Annotated in this window: 17 protein-coding genes; 12 read left to right on the forward strand and 5 right to left on the reverse strand. The window is 73.0% G+C overall.

Translation table 11 applies throughout. The features are described from left to right. The first annotated feature begins 96 nt into the window (after positions 1–96). From NF338_RS00675 to rplI, 3 genes are all read left to right on the forward strand, one after another. On the forward strand, positions 97–642 hold the full coding sequence (locus NF338_RS00675; RefSeq protein WP_087470406.1) for a single-stranded DNA-binding protein: 546 nt from the start codon (positions 97–99) through the stop codon (positions 640–642). 101 nt (positions 643–743) lie between these two features. Beyond that, complete coding sequence (gene rpsR, locus NF338_RS00680; RefSeq protein WP_021481584.1) at positions 744–980, forward strand: 30S ribosomal protein S18; 237 nt, start codon at positions 744–746, stop codon at positions 978–980. Between the two features lie 19 nt (positions 981–999). Beyond that, on the forward strand, positions 1,000–1,446 hold the full coding sequence (rplI, locus tag NF338_RS00685; protein WP_087470405.1) for a 50S ribosomal protein L9: 447 nt from the start codon (positions 1,000–1,002) through the stop codon (positions 1,444–1,446). A 63-nt stretch (positions 1,447–1,509) separates the two neighbouring features. Here the strand turns inward: rplI and NF338_RS00690 are convergent, their stop codons facing one another. Continuing rightward, on the reverse strand, positions 1,510–2,820 hold the full coding sequence (locus tag NF338_RS00690; protein WP_264029374.1) for an MATE family efflux transporter: 1,311 nt from the start codon (positions 2,818–2,820) through the stop codon (positions 1,510–1,512). Positions 2,821–3,277: 457 nt separating this feature from the next. Between NF338_RS00690 and dnaB the strand changes: the two genes are divergently transcribed. Beyond that, on the forward strand, positions 3,278–5,869 hold the full coding sequence (gene dnaB / locus NF338_RS00695; RefSeq protein WP_264029008.1) for a replicative DNA helicase: 2,592 nt from the start codon (positions 3,278–3,280) through the stop codon (positions 5,867–5,869). 177 nt (positions 5,870–6,046) lie between these two features. Here dnaB and NF338_RS00700 read toward each other — a convergent pair whose 3' ends face one another. Then, on the reverse strand, positions 6,047–6,571 hold the full coding sequence (locus NF338_RS00700) for a DUF1992 domain-containing protein (protein ID WP_264029009.1): 525 nt from the start codon (positions 6,569–6,571) through the stop codon (positions 6,047–6,049). 73 nt (positions 6,572–6,644) lie between these two features. On the opposite strand from NF338_RS00700, the gene NF338_RS00705 reads away from it, so the two are divergent. Further along, the gene (locus NF338_RS00705; RefSeq protein WP_264029010.1) at positions 6,645–7,247 is read left to right on the forward strand and encodes a TetR/AcrR family transcriptional regulator; all 603 of its coding nucleotides are present in this window, start codon (positions 6,645–6,647) and stop codon (positions 7,245–7,247) included. Between the two features lie 173 nt (positions 7,248–7,420). Then, positions 7,421–9,346, forward strand: coding sequence for a glucoamylase family protein (locus tag NF338_RS00710; RefSeq protein ID WP_264029011.1), 1,926 nt, complete (start codon positions 7,421–7,423; stop codon positions 9,344–9,346). A 126-nt stretch (positions 9,347–9,472) separates the two neighbouring features. On the opposite strand, the gene NF338_RS00715 is transcribed toward NF338_RS00710, so the two are convergent. From NF338_RS00715 to NF338_RS00725, 3 genes are read right to left on the reverse strand one after another with little or no spacing between them, the layout of a single operon-like run. Beyond that, positions 9,473–10,489 carry a LacI family DNA-binding transcriptional regulator gene (locus NF338_RS00715; RefSeq protein ID WP_264029012.1) on the reverse strand — a complete coding sequence of 339 codons (1,017 nt, stop codon included), beginning with the start codon at positions 10,487–10,489 and terminating at the stop codon, positions 9,473–9,475. Next, positions 10,486–11,145 (reverse strand): hypothetical protein, encoded by a 660-nt coding sequence (locus NF338_RS00720; RefSeq protein ID WP_264029013.1) that lies wholly within the window; start codon positions 11,143–11,145, stop codon positions 10,486–10,488. The genes NF338_RS00715 and NF338_RS00720 overlap by 4 nt, the downstream gene beginning before the upstream one ends. Then, complete coding sequence (locus NF338_RS00725) at positions 11,142–12,092, reverse strand: sugar-binding transcriptional regulator (protein WP_204538474.1); 951 nt, start codon at positions 12,090–12,092, stop codon at positions 11,142–11,144. The genes NF338_RS00720 and NF338_RS00725 overlap by 4 nt, the downstream gene beginning before the upstream one ends. A gap of 150 nt (positions 12,093–12,242) precedes the next feature. Here NF338_RS00725 and NF338_RS00730 point away from each other — a divergent pair, with 150 nt between their 5' ends. The 6 genes from NF338_RS00730 to NF338_RS00755 are packed head-to-tail and all read left to right on the forward strand — an operon-like array spanning position 12,243 to position 18,697. Further along, positions 12,243–13,247, forward strand: a complete 1,005-nt coding sequence (locus tag NF338_RS00730) for an ABC transporter permease (protein WP_264029014.1) — start codon at positions 12,243–12,245, stop codon at positions 13,245–13,247. Positions 13,248–13,273: 26 nt separating this feature from the next. Beyond that, positions 13,274–14,278, forward strand: a complete 1,005-nt coding sequence (locus NF338_RS00735) for a substrate-binding domain-containing protein (RefSeq protein WP_264029015.1) — start codon at positions 13,274–13,276, stop codon at positions 14,276–14,278. Between the two features lies 1 nt (position 14,279). Then, positions 14,280–15,839, forward strand: a complete 1,560-nt coding sequence (locus NF338_RS00740; protein WP_264029016.1) for a sugar ABC transporter ATP-binding protein — start codon at positions 14,280–14,282, stop codon at positions 15,837–15,839. 32 nt (positions 15,840–15,871) lie between these two features. Next, entirely contained in the window at positions 15,872–16,531 is a 660-nt protein-coding gene (locus NF338_RS00745; protein ID WP_264029017.1) for a KpsF/GutQ family sugar-phosphate isomerase, read from the forward strand. Positions 16,532–16,533: 2 nt separating this feature from the next. Further along, positions 16,534–18,009 (forward strand): xylulokinase, encoded by a 1,476-nt coding sequence (locus NF338_RS00750; protein WP_264029018.1) that lies wholly within the window; start codon positions 16,534–16,536, stop codon positions 18,007–18,009. Positions 18,010–18,049: 40 nt separating this feature from the next. After that, positions 18,050–18,697 carry a transaldolase family protein gene (locus NF338_RS00755; protein WP_264029019.1) on the forward strand — a complete coding sequence of 216 codons (648 nt, stop codon included), beginning with the start codon at positions 18,050–18,052 and terminating at the stop codon, positions 18,695–18,697. Positions 18,698–18,721: the final 24 nt, after the last annotated feature.

An 18,721-nucleotide genomic window follows, 5' to 3' on the forward strand; every position in this document is an offset into this window, starting at 1 on the left:
TGTGGGCGCCGCGTGATGGGATGAGCGACGCGAGAACGTTACGAGCGAGGCGCGCGGCGCCGTCGACGACACAGACGACACACGAAGGAGCTGGCCATGGCAGGTGACACCGTCATCACGGTGATCGGGAACCTCACGGGAGACCCGGAGCTGCGTTTCACCCCCTCGGGTGCGGCGGTGGCCAACTTCACGGTGGCGTCGACGCCGCGGACCTTCGACCGCCAGTCGAACGAGTGGAAGGACGGGGACACCCTGTTCATGCGCTGCTCGATCTGGCGCGAGGCCGCGGAGAACGTCGCGGAGTCGCTGACGAAGGGCATGCGCGTCATCGCGCAGGGCCGCCTCGTCCAGCGCTCGTACGAGACCCGCGAGGGGGAGAAGCGCACCGTCGTCGAGCTGCAGGTGGACGAGATCGGTCCCTCCCTGCGCTACGCCTCCGCGAAGGTCACCCGGGCCCAGCGCTCGGGTGGCGGTGGCGGCGGCTTCGGCGGCGGTGGCGGCTACGGAGGTGGCGCCAACTCCGGCGGTGCCTCCGGTGGCGGATTCAGCTCCGGCGGCGGTCAGCAGCAGAGCGACGACCCGTGGGCCACGGCTGGCCCCGCGTCGTCCGGTGGTTCGTTCTCCGACGAGCCCCCGTTCTGATCGCCCGCCACTCCCAGAACACACACCCGTCCCCGCGGGTGCCGTGCCGTTCGTCGGCACGGACCACGCGCGGGGATCGCACCTTGTAGAGGAGCAACACCATGGCGAAGCCTGTGGTGCGCAAGCCCAAGAAGAAGTCCAACCCGCTGAAGTCGGCCAAGATCGAGTCGGTCGACTACAAGGACACCGCGCTGCTGCGCAAGTTCATCTCCGACCGCGGCAAGATCCGTGCGCGTCGCGTGACCGGCGTCTCCGTCCAGGAGCAGCGCCAGATCGCCCGTGCGGTGAAGAACGCGCGCGAGATGGCGCTGCTGCCGTACACGTCGACGGCTCGCTGAGCGGGAAGGGAGAGAACTCATGGCCAAGCTGATCCTGACCCACGAGGTCACCGGTCTCGGTGAGCCCGGCGACGTCGTCGAGGTGAAGGACGGGTACGCCCGTAACTTCCTCGTCCCGCGCAAGCTCGCCACGCCGTGGTCCAAGGGCGCCGAGTCCGAGATCACCGCGATCCGCAAGGCGCGCAAGGCCCGCGAGATCGCGTCGCTCGACGACGCGAAGGCGATCCGCGACTCGCTGCAGTCGAAGCCGGTCGTCGTCGAGGCGAAGGCCGGCGCTGCCGGTCGCCTCTTCGGTGCCGTGACGACGGCGGACATCGCGTCCGCCGTGACCGCCGCGGGCGCGTCGGTCGACAAGCGCAAGATCGAGATCGGCCAGCCGATCAAGGCGACGGGGGACTACACGGTCTCCGTCCGCCTCCACCCGGAGGTCTCCGCGACCCTCGCGGTGAAGGTCGTCGCTGCCTGATCTGCTGCTGAGCAGTCCTCGAAGGCCCGGTCCCTCCTCGGAGGGGCCGGGCCTTCGTGCTGCTCACGCCGTGCCGGTGACCATCCAAGCGCTGCCCCGGGCGCGGAGTCCGGTGGTGACGGCGCGAGCGGCCATGAAGACCCCCGCGAAGGCGAGCCACAGCCACGCGAGGCCCGCTGCGCCGTCGGGCGCCCAGTGGCGGACGGCGAGCGCGAACGGCACGTAGACCACGAGCGTGAGCATGCCCGCCCAGGCGAGGAAGCGGCCGTCCCCGGCGCCGATGAGGACGCCGTCGAGCACGAACACCCAGCCCGCCATGGGCAGGAGCAGCCCGCACACGGCCATGCCGACGGCGACGGCGGCGCGCACGTCCGGGTCGGACGTGAAGAGCAGCGCGAACCACCAGCCGCCCGCGGCCATGACGACTCCGAGGGCCGCGCCCGCCGCGACGCCCCATTGGAGCGTGCGGCGCAGGACGGCGCGGACGCGCGGGACGTCGTCGGCCCCGAGTCCGTGGCCGACGAGCGCCTGCGCGGCGATGGCGAGCGCGTCGAGCGCGAACGCGGCCAGGCCCCAGACGGAGTTCACGACCTGGTAGCCCGCGAGCGTCACCTCGCCGAGCCCGGTTGCGACGAAGACCGTGAGGAGGATCGCGAGTCGCAGCGAGAGGGTGCGGACGAAGAGCGGCGCACCGGCGCGCGCGTTGGACCAGATGCCGCCGGCCGCGGGGCGCAGGGACGCGCCGTGGCGGCGCGCGCCGCGCACGACCACGACGACGAGCACCGCGCCCATGGTGAGCTGCGCGACGGCCGTCCCGATGCCCGAGCCGGCGATACCGAGGCCCGCACCGTAGACGAGGACGACGTTGAGGACCGCGTTGAACGTCGCGCCGCCTGCCGCGACCCACAGGGGCGTCTTCGTGTCCTGCATGCCGCGGAGCACACCCGTGGACGCGAGGACGAGGAGCATCCCGGGGAGGCCGAGGGCGGACCAGCGCAGGTACACGACGGCGTGCTCGGCCACCTCGCCCGTCCCGCCCATCGCCCCGACGGCCCAGGGCGCGGTCGCCCACAGCGCGGCGGCGAGGAGCACGCCGAGCCCGACGGCGAGCCACAGGCCGTCGACGCCCGACTGGAGCGCCTCGCGTGTGTGCCCGGCGCCGATGCGCCGGGCGACGGCGGCCGTGGTCGCGTAGGCGAGGAAGACGCACAGCCCGACGAGCGTGACCAGGAGCGTCGAGGCGAGGGAGAGGCCGGCGAGCTGCGCGGTGCCGAGGTGGCCGACGACGGCGCTGTCGACGAGGACGAAGAGCGGCTCCGCGACGAGCGCGCCGAGGGCGGGGACGGCGAGCGCGAGGATCTCGCGGTCGAGCAGGGAGCGGGTGCGGCGACCTGTGGACGACGGCGTGGGGTCGGGTGGCGTCCGGGTGTCGCCGACGTGGCCGGGCGGTGTCCGGCGTGTCGTCGGCGTGTCGTCGGACTTTCTTTCTTCCACACCCCTGAGGGTAGTGACGAGGCTGGTCAGAGGCCGCTCAGGCTGATGTACACAGGGAGATCGTGACGTTGTCCACACCGTTATCCACCGGGTGTGCACAGTGACGGGGACTGTGTCCACAGGTTCGGGGGTCGCTGTCCACCGGGCGTGCACAGGGCCGTTTGCGGGGTGTGGAACCGCGATCTAGTGTCGCGTGGTCGTGCTTGTCGGAGGCGGGAGGCGCGGTCACCGGGACAGTCGTGTGGGTGGCCCGCTGTAGAACACGTGTACGACGAAGGTTTGTCCCGGTCGCGCGGTCCCTCGTGGGGCGTGGCGGCTTCGGGGGAGCGAGGGGCGCATGTCGATCGAGGAGCTCGAGGAGAGCTACGGGGGCCCGGGGCCGTCAGGTTTCGACCGGACGCCGCCGCAGGACGTCGCGGCGGAGATGAGCGTGCTCGGTGGCATGCTGCTGTCGAAGGACGCCATCGCCGACGTCATCGAGCAGATCCGTGGCTCCGACTTCTACCGTCCCGCGCACGAGGTCGTCTACGAGGCGATCATCGACCTCTACGGCCGCGGCGAGCCCGCCGACGCCATCACCGTCGTCGCGGAGCTCACCAAGCGCGGCGAGCTGCAGCGCATCGGCGGCGCCCCGTACATCCACGACCTCATGGCCGGCGTCCCGACCGCTGCGAACGCCGGGTACTACGCGCGCATCGTGCGCGAGCGCGCGGTGCTCCGGCGCCTCGTCGAGGCCGGCACGCGCATCGTCCAGCTCGGCTACGCGACCGATGGCGGCGACGTCGACGAGATCGTCAACAACGCCCAGGCCGAGGTCTACGCCGTCACCGAGCGTCGGACCACCGAGGACTACCTCCCGCTCTCGGAGATCCTCGGTCCGACGTTCGACGAGATCGAGGCTGCGCAGGGGCGCGGCGAGGGCATGACCGGCGTCCCGACCGGCTACTCCGACTTCGACCGGCTCACCAACGGCCTGCACCCCGGTCAGATGATCGTCGTCGCTGCGCGACCTGCTATCGGCAAGGCCCTCGCGCTCGACACGCCGCTCCCCACGCCGTCGGGCTGGACGACGATGGGTGACGTCGCCGTCGGCGACCTGCTCGTCGCCGCGGACGGGACGCCCACGCGCGTCGTCGCCGCGACCGAGGTCATGGTCGACCGCCCGTGCTACGAGGTGGAGCTCGACGACGGCACGGTGATCGTCGCGGACGCGCAACACCAGTGGGTGACCTCGACCCGCGCCCAGCGACGCGCGGTGCGCGCCGGCGAGACGCCTGAGTCGTCCGTGCGCACGACCGAGGAGCTCGCCGCCACGCTCCGGACCGCGACGGCCGACAAGCGCGCGAACCACTCCATCGTCACGGCAGCGCCCCTCGACCTGCCCGACGCGGACCTCCCGATCCATCCGTACGCACTCGGGGTGTGGCTGGGTGACGGCAGCTCCCGACGCGCCGAGTTCACGTCCGCCGACCCCGAGATCGCGATGCGGATCGAAGGACTTGGGTACGTCGCACAGGCGAAGGGCAGTGCGGAGGGCCGCGCGCGGGCGTACAACATGCTTCTGCCCGAGGCCGAGCCTCTGGTCCGAGAGTGCATCGTGTGCGGCACCGAGTTCACACCCAAGAGGGCAACCCTCTTGGCATGCGGAAAGGCGTGCGCAGCGCGTTCGCGCGGCATGGAGCGTCCGGCGCTTCCGACGTGCCCCGACTGTGGCAAGCCCGGCTGGGGCTTCCGACGGTGCCAGGAGTGCCACTCCGCGAACGGCACCATGGGCGGTCGGCTCCGGACGCTCGGGGTGCTGTCGAACAAGCACATCCCGGCTGCGTACCTCCGCGCGAGCGAGTCCCAGCGCCGGGAGCTCCTGGCGGGGTTGCTCGACACGGACGGCACCGTCATGCCGCAGGGCAGCGTCCAGATCAGCCTGACGAACGAGCGTCTCGCGCGCGAGACGCGTGAACTCATCCTGTCGCTCGGGTACCGCACGGGGTGGTCGACGAAGACCGTGAAGGGGCGGACCGCGGCGTCGTCGACGGCGTACACGATCACGTTCACGACCGAGGACGACGTGTTCTGGCTGGAGCGCAAGCGCCTCGTCCACAAGGAGCGTCGTCGTCCGGGCACCGCGCGGCTCACGTCACGGTTCGTCGTCGACGCCCGCCGGGTCGAGTCTGTGCCGGTGCGCTGCGTCGAGGTCGACCATCCCTCGCACCTGTACCTGGCAGGACGATCGATGGTGCCGACGCACAACTCCGTGCTCGGCATCAATGTCGCGACTCACGCCGCGGTGCACCACCAGATGGCGTCCGTCATCTTCTCCCTGGAGATGAGCCGCAACGAGATCACCATGCGTCTTCTTGCTGCCGAGGCGCGCGTGCCGCTGACGCGGATGCGGTCCGGGAAGATGGACGAGCAGGACTGGCAGAAGCTCGCGTCGACCATGGGCAAGGTCGCGGAGGCGCCGCTGTTCATCGACGACTCGCCGAACATGTCGCTCATGGAGATCCGGGCGAAGTGCCGGCGCCTCAAGCAGCGGCACGACCTCAAGCTCGTCGTCATCGACTACCTCCAGCTCATGAGCTCCGGCAAGCGCGTCGAGTCGCGTCAGCAGGAGGTCTCCGAGTTCTCGCGTGCGCTCAAGCTCCTCTCGAAGGAGCTCGAGGTTCCGGTCATCGCGATCTCGCAGCTAAACCGTGGTCCGGAGCAGCGCGGCGACAAAAAGCCGCAAATGAGTGATTTGCGCGAAAGTGGATCCATCGAGCAAGATGCTGACGTTGTGATCCTTTTGCATCGCGAAGATGCGTACGAAAAAGAATCACCGAGGGCGGGGGAGGCGGATCTCATTGTTGCCAAGCATCGAAATGGTCCGACCGACACCATTACCGTCGCTTTCCAGGGTCATTATCAGCGGTTCGCTGATATGCAGATGTAGCGAGCGCCTGCGCACGCTTCATCGCTAGCAGGCGGCGGTCGGTGGTGACATCGAGATGCGGCCGTCCCTGCGCAGAGATTCCTCGTCGCCGAGGGGCGGATCCTGTGCGATTGATCCGACGCGTCAAGACGATCCGGCACCCGCGCCGAGCTGTTGGCCAATGGTCGGCGACGGCACCTACCGGCGCCACCGACGGAAACGTCGACGGCGGGGAGGCTTCTTCTCGCCCGTCTCCACGGCTGCTGCCGCCCGTGCCTCCGCGGCGCGTGCCGCCCGGCGCTGTGCCCATGCGGCGACGGTCTGGTCGACGTCCCGCGGCATGGTGACGAGCGGCGGGCCGGCGGGTGCTTGGTAGCGGCCGCGGAGGACGCGGCGGTTGAACTCCTCGACCTCGTGGCGCACGTCGTCCTCGACCCAGATCTCGTCGAGGCGTTCGTCGAGCGCGGCGTCCTCCCTGCGCAGCTCGATGGAGGGTGGCAGCACCACGAGCCGCTCGCGCTTGACGAGGTTCTTGAGCCACCAGTCGGGGTCGTAGCGGTCGGGCATGGGGAGCGGCTTGCCGCTGCCGGGCAGGTCGTCGAACTCGCCGCGTTCGATGGCCTTGCGGACGTGCATGTCGGCCAGCAGGGCGATCGCCACCTCGTGGTCGATGGCGACGGCGTACGGGTTGAAGAACGCGGGGGACGGGTACGGGTCGGCCATCGTCTCTCCCTCCCAGGGTTTGCCATACAACTGTATTGTGTCACGCGTACCGCCAGAAGGAAGGGAGCCCGGGGTGCCGAAGCTGGTGGACCACCAGGAACGTCGCGAGGCGCTCGCGCGGGCGCTGTGGCGGGTCGTCGACCAGCACGGCTGGACGAAGGCCACGATGCGCGAGGTCGCGAGCGAGGCCGGGGTCTCGCTCGGGCACGTGCAGCACTACTTCGCGTCGCGCGCCGGGATGCTGACCTTCGCGATGGAGTTCGCCGCCGAGCAGACCGCGGGCAGGGTCGCGCGGGGACTGGCCGCGCTCGACCAGCCCCCGCACCCGCGGGACGTGCTCCGGCTGGTCCTCGTCGAGATGCTCCCCCTGGGCCCCGACGCGCGGGCGTCGAGCCGCATGAGCGCCGCCTACGTCCTGGAGGCGCTGCACGACCCGGCGCTGCGCGAGCGGGCGAGCCTCGGGCTCCGCGACGGCCGCGCGATGGTCGCGCAGCTCGTCCGCGAAGCGATCGCGCAGGGACGGATCGCACCGGACCGCGACCCGGACGTCGAGACCGACCTCCTCCTGGCGCTGACCGGGTTCACTCCGCTGCTCGAGCTCGAGGTGATCGAGCCGCGGGCCGCGCTGGCCGCCATCGACCAGCACCTGGACCAGCTCTTCGCCCGAGCGTCCTGATCGCGGCTGCCGCGACGCGGCACGGGGAGAGGCTGCGCGCGCACGTTCGCCCGGTGCGGCGTCGTCGCGCGACGCGGCCTCCGTTGACCCCGTCCGGCACCCGGGCTACTCTCTGCGCCCCCATTCGGAAAGTGGGCCCGAAATTTCGGGGTCCCGACACGAAGGAGTGCCTGATGGATGGAACGACCACGACCGCCCGGAGCGGCGCGCACCGCCGCCGCGGAGCCGCGCTCGTCGCGGGCGGACTCGTCGGCGGGCTGGCCCTGGCTGCCGGCCTCGCCGCACCCGCTGCGGCGGAGAGCGTCCCGGCGGCGAGCGTCCCTGCGAAGGCGACGCCCGGCGTCGGGCCGTCCGGCCTGACCGGCGCGCAGCGCGCGACGCTGGAGACGTACCTGGAGGACACCTACACCTCTCTGGTCGCCATGACGGACGAGGAGACCGGCCTGCCCGCGGACAACATCGAGGGCGACCTGGACCCGGCGTCGAGCAGCGCGTACACGTCGCCGACGAACATCGGCGGCTGGCTCTGGTCCACCGTCGTGGCCCGCGACCTCGGCCTGGTCGACGCCGACCAGGCGCGCGACCGCCTCGCGACGACGCTCGACACCGTCGCGTCGCTGGACCGGCACGACGCGAGCGGGATGTTCTACAACTGGTACGACCCCGCGACCGGCGACCGGGTCGAGACGTGGCCGGACAGCGGCGACGTCGTCCACCAGTTCCTCAGCTCGGTGGACAACGGCTGGCTGGCCGCGGGCCTGCGCGTCGTCGCGGAGGCGGAGCCGAGCCTCGCGGACGAGGCGCGCGCGATCTACGACGACATGCACTTCGGCGCCTTCTACAACCCGGACGCGCGACCGGACCTCGGCGTCGGGCTGTTGCGCGGCGGGTTCTGGGACGAGGAGCCGCCCGGCTGCTCCGTGGCGGGCGACTACCTCGGCACGGGCACCGACGTCTACTACACGTGCCACCACTACGACACGACGGTCTCCGAGACACGCATCGCGACCTACCTCGGCATCGCCGAGGGCGAGGTGCCGCCGGAGGCGTACTACGCGAGCCACCGGACGTTCCCGGACACGTGCGACTGGTCGTGGCAGGAGCAGAAGCCGATCGGCGAGACGCGCGAGCACCTGGGCGTCCCCGTCTTCGAGGGCGCGTACCGCTACCGCGACATTGCGGTCGTGCCGGGCTGGGGCGGCTCGATGTTCGAGGCGCTCATGCCGGACATGCTGGTGCCGGAGGCGGAGTGGGGCCCGACGTCGTGGGGCGTCAACCACCCGCTCGTCGTGCGCGCGCACAAGGAGCACGGTCTCGACGAGGCGGGCTACGGGGCATGGGGCTTCTCGCCCGCGAGCAACCCGTCCGGGGGCTACGCCGAGTACGGCGTCGACGCGATCGGGCTCCGCTCCGACGGCTACCTGTCCGACGGCGAGACCGACGTCGACCTCGGGTTCGACGGCTGCCGCGAGGCGACGAACCCCGCGCCGGAGTTCGGCGACGGCGTCGTGACGCCGCACGCGTCGTTCCTCGGGCTCGCGTACGACACCGAGGGTGTGCTCGACAACCTCGCCCACCTCGCCGACGACCTCGGCGCGTACGGGTCGGGCGGGTTCTACGACTCGGTCGCCGTCCGCTCGGGCACCGTCGCCGAGCGCTACCTGTCGCTCGACCAGGCGATGATCGTCGCCGCGATCGGCAACGTCCTCGACGACTCGCGCCTCAAGGACTACTTCGTCGACGACCAGCTCGAGCAGCGGCTGCGCCCGCTCATGGCGGCCGAGACGTTCTCCGCCACGGCCGACCTCACGCCCGGCGTGGGCGCCGACGTGCAGGTCCAGGCACGCTGCCTCGGCCACCGGGCGGCCGTCGCCGTCCGGGCGACGAGCACGGGGGACGGCCGCGCGGACGTCACGCTCGCCACGCCCTACGGGTCGCGGTCGTTCGACGACGTCGTCCCGCACCGCAGCACCTACCAGTCGTTCGCGGCGCGCACGGCGGAGATCCCGTCCGGCACCGCGACGGTGACGGTCACGTCCGACGACGGGTCGACGACCCAGGAGCTGTCCTACCGCTACGCGGGCGTCTCCTGCGGCTGACCGGCCGCCTGCTCGCCGGTCGACCGGCGAGCGACGACGGGAGGGACGCGGACCGTGTCCCTCCCGTCCGTCGTGGTCCCGGCGTGCGCCGGGGCGCGTGCGTCCGGACCGCGCGTCAGGGCCGCGTCACGACCGCGGGGGAGCGGTGGACTCGCGGACGACGAGGCTCGTCGCGAGCTCGGTGCGCAGCGTGTGCCCGCTCGCGGTGCGCGCGCGGTGCACGAGCCCGACGGCCGAGGCGCCCATCTCGACGAGCGGCTGCCGGACGGTGGTGAGCGGCGGGTCGGTCCAGGGCGCGACGGGGAGGTCGTCGAACCCGACGAGCGAGACGTCGCCCGGCACGGACAGCCCCGCCTCGCGCAGCGCCCGCAGCGCGCCGAGCGCCGTGTCGTCGCTGCACGCGAAGATCGCGGTCGGGGGGTCGTCTCGGGCGAGGAGGCGCTGCGTCCCCTCGTAGCCCGCGGGGACGCCGTACGTGCTGAGGCAGACCAGGTCGTCGTCGACGGGCACGCCCGCCTGGATCATCGCGGCGCGGTAGCCGGCGAGCCGCGCGATCGCGTTGTCCTGCTCCGGGACGCCGGTGATCGTCGCGATGCGCCGGTGCCCGAGCGCCAGCAGGTGCGCCGTCGCCTCGAGCGCACCCTGGAAGTTCGCGGCGCCCACGCTGAGCACGTCCTCCGGCGGCCGACGGCGCGGGTCGACGACGACGAGCGGCACCCCGGCCGCTGCGAGCGTCGCGCGTGCCTCGGCGTCGGGGACCGCGACGACGCTCACGAGCCCGTCCGTGCCCCGGGTCAGCGCGTGCCGGACCCACGCGCCGCAGTCGTCGGGGTCCAGCTCCACGGACAGCACGACGTCGAGGCCCAGGCGTCGCGCCTCGGCGACCGCGCCGCGCACGACCGCCTCGGACCACGGACCCTCGAAGTCGACGATGCGGACGTCGACGAGTCCCGTCCGCCGGGGAGTGGGAGGCCGGATCTCGTAGCCGTGGCGCCGCAGGACTGCCGCGACGCGCTCGCGCGTCGCGGCCGAGACGTCGGGCCGTGCGTTGAGCACCTTCGACACCGTCGGGACGGACACCCCGGCATCGGCCGCGACGGCGGCGAGCGGGACGCTCCGCCCACCGGGCTGCGCGGTGCTCATCCGGCTCCCTCGTGCCTGCCCGCCGGGGCGACCCCCGTGGCGCGTGCCGCCGCGAGCCAGCCGTGCGGGTCCTCGCTCGCGACGAGGTCCGTCCCGGACACGAGCCACGTGGCTCCGGCGCGGAGCGCCTGCGGGACGATCTCGCGCGTGACGCCGCCGTCCAGGCCGACGGCGTGACCCGGGCCGGCGACCTGCCCGACCGTGGCGAGCGCGTCGACCTGGAACGTCGAGCCGGCGTGGCCGGGGGTGATCGACATGACGAGGACGTCAGTCCCGGGCGCGACCTCCGGCACCTCGACGCCGGGTGAGAGCGCGACGCCGGCGCGCGCACCTCGGGCGCGGGCGCGGTCGAGGGCGGTGCGCCAGTCGCGGGTGCCCGCGTGGACGACGACGAGCTCGCAGAAGTCGGTCCAGCGGTCGACCTCGCGGAGCGGCTCCTCGACCATGAGGTGCGCCTCGGCGGCCAGCCCGCTGCCCGCGGTCACGGCCGCCGCCTCCGCGGCGGTGAAACCGCCCGCGGCGGCGTAGCGCCCGTCGGTGCGGTCCCAGTGGACGGTGCGCAGCCCGGCGCGCGCGAGCCGGTCGGCCTCCGCGGCGACGCGGTCGCGCGGCGTGGACCAGAACGACGCGGCGACCCGGGTGCGGGGGGCGCTCATCGGTCCGTGCCGCGCGCGACGGGCGGGAGGTCGAGAAGGGCCTCGGCGCAGCGCTGCTCGGTGACGAGCGCGGAGACGAGGCCGGACCGCGTGACGGCGTGGACGGCCGCCGCCTTCTCGTGCTCGGCGGCGACGGCGATCACCTTGGGCACGCGGGCGAGCTGGCGCGCGGAGATCGAGAGGCACCGCTCGGCAAAGTCGGGGACGAGGTCGCCCTCGGCGGTGAGGAGGATGCCCGCGATCTCGGCGCGGACCCCGCGTGCGGTGAGGTCGTCCCGCTCGTCGCGCCCGAGGACCTCGCGGAGCTGGGAGATCGGCGGGTCCCACGAGCCGATCGCGACGACCGCGACGTCGACCCGGTCGAAGAGCGAGAGCGCACGGGCGATGTCGGGCTGGCGGCGCAGCGTGGCCGCGGTCGCCGCGTCCTCGACGACCAGGGGCGCGAAGATCGCGTGCGCGTCGCCCCCGGCGCGCAGGGAGACGCGGCGGATCACCTCGACGGGGGAGTCGGACAGGTCGGAGCCGACCGCGCCCGTGAGCTGGACGACGGTGACGGGGGGCAGCGCGGTGAGGCGCTCCGTCATGGCGGTGAGCGTCCGCCCCCAGGCGAAGCCGAGGGTGTTCCCCGGGCGCAGGGACCGCGTGAGCAGCTCCGCGGCGGCCGCGCCGACGTCCTCGCGCAGCTCGGACACGGTGTCGCGGCCCTGGACCACGAGGCACTCGTCCAGGCCGAGGTGCGAGCGCAGGCGCGCGGAGAGGGCCGGGTCGACGACGCCGGCGTCGTCGATGGTGATGGTCACGATCCCGGCCTCGAGCGCCTGCTCGAGCATCCGGGCGACCTTGAACCGTGAGACGCCGAGCTCCTCGCCGATCTCGACCTTGGAGGCCGAGTCCACGTAGTAGCGGCGGGCCACGTGTGCGAGCTCGTGGCGCGAGAAGTCCGTCATGTCACCCATTCTTGCTCATCTGAGCGCTCGTCTGCGCATGTGTTACCGATCTGTGATCGAGGCGCGTTGCTTGTGACCTCGTGGTGTCCATACTATCGACATACGAGCAATCGAGTGCTCATATGAGCATCGCAAGGAGGCGAGAAGTACATGTCGCGACGACGCGTCCCCGACGAGGTCGGGATCGCGGGGATCTTGGTCCTCGTGGTGGTGGTGATGAGTCTGCTGTCCCCGAACTTCCGCACCGCCGGGAACTTCGAGGTCCTGCTGCTGAACGGTGCCGTGGTGGCGCTGCTCGCGCTGGGCCAGACCTTCGTGCTGCTCACCGGTGGCATCGACCTCTCCACGGGGTCCAACCTCGCCCTCACGGGCATGGCCGCGGCGCTCGGGATGCAGGCCGGCCTGCCCTGGTGGGCCGCCACGCTCCTCGCGCTCGCCGTCGGCGTCGCGGTGGGCCTCGTCAACGGGATCTTCGTGCACTACCTGCGCCTGCCCCCGTTCATCGCGACGTTCTCGATGTTCGGCATCGCCGGCAGCATCCCCATGATCCTCACGGGCGCGGCGTCGGTCACGGTGCGCGACCCGATGTTCGCCTTCCTCGGGCGCGGCGGGGTCTTCGGCATCCCGACGCCGATCCTCATCGTGGCGCTCGTCGCCGTCGTCTTCAGCGTCCTCCTGGCGCGCACGAGCACGGGCGTCCACATCTACGCGCTCGGCGGCAACAAGGAGACGGCGCGGCTCGCGGGCATCCACACCGGGCGCACCACGCTCTTCGTCTACGCGGTCTCCGGCCTGTGCGCCGCGCTCGCCGGCGTCGTGACGACCTCGCGCCTCATGGTCGGGTACCCGTCCGCCGGGTCGGGCAACGAGCTCTTCTACTCGATCGCCGCCGCGGTGGTCGGCGGGGTGAGCCTGTTCGGCGGGGTCGGCTCGATCGGCGGCGCGCTGCTCGGCGCGGTGCTCATCGCGACCGTCTCGAACGGCATGAACGTCGTCGGCGTCGACAGCTTCTGGCAGCCGCTCGTCATCGGCGTGATCATCCTCGCCGGCGTCAGCCTCGACACCTACCGCCGCTCGCTCTCGACCACCGGGGGGAGAGGCCGCCTCTTCCTCCAGCTCCTGCAACCACGGCGCGCCTCGCGCGCCACGTCCTGACCCCCACCGCTCGAAGGAGAGTACTCATGCGACGCAAGATCATCGTCTCGGCCCTCGCCGTGACCGCCCTCGCCCTCGCGGGCGCCTGCTCCGCCGTCGACACCGGCACCGGCGACACGAGCGGGAGCGGCTCGACCGACCAGGCCGAGGCCACGCTGCCCGCGTCGTGCGACGGGGAGAACCCGTACGTCGCGGTCAGCCTCCCGAACCTCACCAACCCGTACTACGTGGCGATGAAGCAGGGCTTCGAGGACGGCGGCGCCGCCAACGGGTTCGACGTCGAGGTCCAGGTCGCGAACGACGACGACGCCCAGCAGCTCGCCCAGGTCGAGGCCATGCTGCAGAAGGACCCGTGCGCGCTCGCGCTGAACCCCGTGAAGTCGGAGCCCGCCGCCGGGATCGTCAAGGCGGCGAACGACGCCGGCGTGCCGGTCTTCACCGTGAACGTCATCGTCGACGAGGACGCGCTCGCCGCCCAGGGGGCGACGATCGTCCAGTACCTCGGCGCGGACAACGAGGCGGGCGGCCGCGCGATGGGCGAGAAGGTCCTCGAGGACCTGGGCGCCGACGCCGCGCTGAGCATCGGCTTCATCACCGAGCCCGACGAGCGCCCGGTCGTCATCCGTGACGAGGGCTTCACCGACGCCGTGTCGGCCAACCCGAACGCGGAGGTCGTCGCCAAGGTCGACGGCAACGTCAAGCCCGACGACTCCCTGCGCGTCACGGGCGAGATGCTCCAGGGCAACCAGGACATCAACGTCATCTGGGCCTCGACCGGCCCCGCCGTCTACGGCGCGCTGCAGGCGCTGGGCAACCGCACCGACGTCGCGCTCTACGGGTTCTGCGCCTCGGAGGAGCCGCTCACCGAGGTGTACCGCGGGTGCGTCGCGCAGGAGCCGGAGAGCTACGGCACCCAGGTGACCGAGCAGATCCGTGCGTACGTGGACGGCGAGGACGTCGAGCCGGAGATCCTCCTGCCGCTCAAGGCGTTCACCGTCGGCGAGACCCCCGCGCCGGGGGAGGTCGGCTGACATGACCGACGTCACGACGTCGGTCCCGCGGGGCGCCGCCGAGGGCGGCGCCCTGCGGGCCAGCGGGATCGTCAAGAGCTTCTCGCACGTGCGCGTGCTCAAGGGCATCGACCTGACGCTCGCGGCGGGCACGGTCACCGGGCTCGTCGGGCACAACGGCGCCGGCAAGTCGACGCTGCTCCGCGTCCTGGCCGGGGCGCACCCCGCCGACGAGGGCACGGTGACCGTGGACGGCGACGCGCTGCCGCAGGGCTCCCCGACCGCCGCGCTCGACGCGGGGATCTCGACCGTCTACCAGGAGCTGTCGCTCCTGCCGAACCTCACGGTCACGCAGAACGTGTTCCTCGGCCGCGAGCTAAACCGCGGGGGAGCGCTCGACCGCCGCGCCATGCGCGAGCAGTCCCGCGCGCTCGCGGACCGGTTCGGTCTCGCGGTGGACGTCGACCGCAAGCTCGGCGCCTACCCCGTCGCGACCCGCCAGCTCCTCGAGATCGCCGTGGCCGTGGCACGCGACGCGCGCTACCTGCTGCTCGACGAGCCGACGACGAGCCTCGAGGGCGCGCAGGTCGAGCGCTTCCTCGAGACCGTACGCGACCTGGCCCGCACCGAGGGCCTCGGGATCCTGCTCGTCGACCACAAGCTCGACGAGCTGTACGCGGTCGCCGACCACGTCGTCGCGCTCGTCGACGGCGAGGTCCGCATCGCCGGCCCGGCCGGCACGGTCGACCGGCAGGCGGTCGTGCACGCGATCGCCGGGGACGAGGCAGTCGCCTCGACGGGCGGGGTCACGGAGGCGGCGCACCGCACCGACGTCGTCCCGCTCGACGCGGGCGCGCGCCCGTCCCTCGTGGTGCGGAGCCTGCGCACGCCCGCGCTCGCCGACGTCAGCCTCGCCGCCCACCCCGGCCGCGTGCTGGGGGTCTACGGGCTCATCGGCGCCGGCCGCACCGAGCTGCTGCGCACGCTCGTCGGCCTCGACAAGGTCCTGGCCGGGAGCATCGAGCTCGACGGCGCGCTGTACCGGCCCGCGACCCCCGCCGAGGCCCAGCGGCGCGGGCTCGTCTACCTGACCGAGGAGCGCAAGGTCGACGGCATCGTCGGCGGGCTGGACGCGACGACGAACGTCGTCCTCCCGGTCCTCGACCGGTACCGCCGGCTCGGCCTGCTCGACAAGCGGCGGATGCGTCGCGAGGCGACGGCCCTCATGGACCGCATGCAGGTCCGCGGGGACCGCGAGGGACCCGTCGAGCGCCTGTCCGGCGGCAACCAGCAGAAGGTGCTGCTCGCCCGGGTCCTGGCGCAGGCGCCCCGCGTGCTGCTGCTCGACGAGCCGACCAAGGGCGTCGACATCGGCGTCAAGACCGAGATCCACCGGCTCCTGCGCTCGCTCGCGCACGACGACGGGCTCACGGTCGTCGTCGTGTCCAGCGAGGAGGAGGAGATCCTCGAGCTCGCGGACGACGTCGTCACCCTCACGGAGGGCCGGTGCGACGGCGACGTCGTCGCGGCCGGCGACCTGTCCTCCGTGGACCTGCGGCACGCGGCCTGGAGCGCCGCGTGACCTCACCGAGAACCCCTGGACGAGGAGTACCCATGACCATCCCCGACACCACGACGCGGCGCCGTGCCGCCGTGCTCGAGACCGCCCGGGCCGTCGTCGCGCACGAGGCGCAGGGGGTCGCGGCGAGCGTGACCGACCTGGGCGACGTGTTCCTGGACGTGGTCCAGCGGGTGTACGAGTGCACGGGCAAGGTCTTCGTCACCGGAGCCGGCACGTCCGGCGCGGTCGCGCGCCGCATGGCGCACCTGCTCTCCGTGTCCGGCACCCCGTCGGTGTTCATCTCGGGCGCGGACGCGCTGCACGGCACGATGGGCGCGATGGCCCCGGGCGACATCCTCGTCGCGATCTCCCGCGGGGGCGGGAGCGACGAGATCAACGACCTGGTCGTGCGCGCCAAGGAGCGCGGCGTCGACACGGTCGTCGCGGTCACGGCGGACGCCGCCTCGCGCCTCGCGCGGAACGCGGACGTCGTGGTCGAGCTGACGATGATCCCCGGGATCGACCCCGGCGAGGTCATCGCGATGGGCTCTACCCTCGTGACGGCAGCGTGGGGCGACGCGCTCGCCGTGGTCCTCATGCGGATGCGCGGGTACTCGTGGGCGAACGTCCTGCACTCGCACCCCTCCGGGGCGGTCGGCAAGATCGACGAGGCGCCCCAGGAGCTGCCGCCCCTCGAGCCCTACTGGAAGTAGCCATGGACCTTGTCGCAGGGGTCGACTCGTCGACCCAGTCCTGCACCGTCGAGCTGCGCCGCCGGGACGACGGCGCGCTCGTCGGGACCGCCTCCGCGCCCCATCCCCGGACCGCACCTCCCGTCAGCCGGCAGGACCCGCGGGACTGGTGGGCCGCGTTCCGGGCCGCGTTCTCGGGCGCCCTGCGCGACGCCGACGCCGACCCGGCGCAGGTCGTCGCGCTCGCCGTCGGCGCGCAGTGCCACGGGCTCGTGCTCCTGGACCGGAGCGGGGAGCCGCTGGCCCCCGCGCCGCTGTGGAACGACACGACGGCGGGCCCGGCGGCGGCGCGGATCGCGGAGGAGTACGGGCTCGAGCCGTGGATGCAGGACGTCGGGATGGCGCCGTCGTCCGCGCTGACGATCATGAAGCTCGCGCACCTGGCGGAGACCGACCCCGCGCTCCTCGGGCGCGTCGCGCACGTCCTCGTGCCGCACGACTACCTCACCTACCGGCTCACCGGGTCGACGGTCACCGACCGGTCCGACGCCGCCGGGACCGGCTACCTCGACGTCCACCGCGGCGTCTGGCGGCCCGAGCTCCTGGAGCGCTTCGTCACGCCGGACGTGGCCTGGGCGGACGTCCTGCCGACCGTCCTCGGGCCCGACACCGCGGCCGGGACCGTGCGCCCGGACGTCGCGGCCGAGCTCGGGCTCGGGCCGGGCGTCGTCGTCGGACCGGGCGGGGGAGACCAGCACCTCGCCGCCGTCGGGCTCGGCCTCGTCGAGGGCGACCTCGGGGTCTCCCTCGGCACCTCCGGCGTCGTGCTCAGCCCCCGCCGCACGTCGGTCGTCGACCCGCTCGGCACGGTCGACTCCGTGTGCGACGCGACCGGCGGGTACCTGCCCCTCGCATGCACGCTCAACGCCGCCAAGGTCACCGACACGTTCGCGCGGCTCCTCGACGTCGACCACGCGACCCTGGAGCGGCTCGCCCTCGCCGCCCCCGTCCGGGGGGAGCGGCCGACGCTCGTCGCCTACCTCGACGGCGAGCGCACCCCGCGGCGACCGGGCGCGACCGGCGTGCTCGGCGGGATCACCGGCGAGACCACCCGGGAGGACCTTGCGCTGGCCGCGTTCGAGGGTGTCGTCGCCGGCCTCGTCGGGGCGGCCCGCGCGCTCGAGCGCGTGGGCGTCGACACGAGCGGGGAGGTCGTCGTCAACGGCGGGGGCGCCCGGTCGCTCGCGTACCGGCAGGTCCTCGCCGACGCCCTCGGCCGCCCCGTCGTGCGTCGCGCGGCCCCCGAGGCGACGGCGCGCGGGGCGTGCGTCCAGGCCGTCGCCGTCCTCGCGGGCGCCACCGTCGCGGACGTCGCCGCGTCGTGGGCGCCCGCCGTGCTCGACGCCGTCCCGCCCCGCGACGTGCCCGCGACGATCGACGCCCCCTACTACGACCTGCTCGCCACGGTCGCGGACCGGCCCCGGCCGGCCGCGCCCTGACCGCACCACCGCGGCCCGACCGCACCACCAGGGAGAACGCATGCTGTACATCGACTCCGCCGACCGCGACCAGGTCGAGCGGCTCCTCGCGACCGGCCTGTTCGCCGGCGTCACCACGAACCCGACGATCCTGTACCGGTCGGGGCTCACGGTCGACGACGTCCCCGCCGTGTACCGATGGGCCCGTGCGGCCGGGGCCGGGACGGTCTTCCTCCAGGCCGTCGGCCCGGACGAGGCGGCGCTGGAGACGCACAGCCGGGAGCTCGTCGACCTGGGGCCGGACGTCGTCGTCAAGCTGCCCGCGACCCGCGACGGCCTCGCCGTCTCCCGCCGGCTGACGCGCGAGGGGGTGCCCGTGCTGGTCACGGCGGTCTACCACGCGTCCCAGGCGCTCCTCGCGGACGCGGCCGCCGCGGGCTGGGTCGCGCCCTACGTGGGGCGGATGGGCGACCTCGGGCTCGACGGCGTCGAGCAGACGGTCGACCTCCACGCGACGCTGCTCGCCTCGGGTCGGGGTTGCCGGGTGCTCGCCGCGAGCCTGCGCGACACGACCCAGGTCGCGGCGCTCGCGGCCCGCGGGATCGAGGACTTCACGCTGTCCACCGCGCTCTGCTCGGCGCTGCTGGAGAACCCGGACACCGTCGCCGCGGCGGCACAGTTCGAGACCGACGCCCGCGCGGCGGGGTGACGACCTCTCCGGACGGACGACGAC

Origin of the sequence: Cellulosimicrobium sp. SH8, assembly GCF_025818875.1 — a bacterium.
In the GTDB taxonomy this organism is placed as follows: domain Bacteria; phylum Actinomycetota; class Actinomycetes; order Actinomycetales; family Cellulomonadaceae; genus Cellulosimicrobium; species Cellulosimicrobium cellulans_D.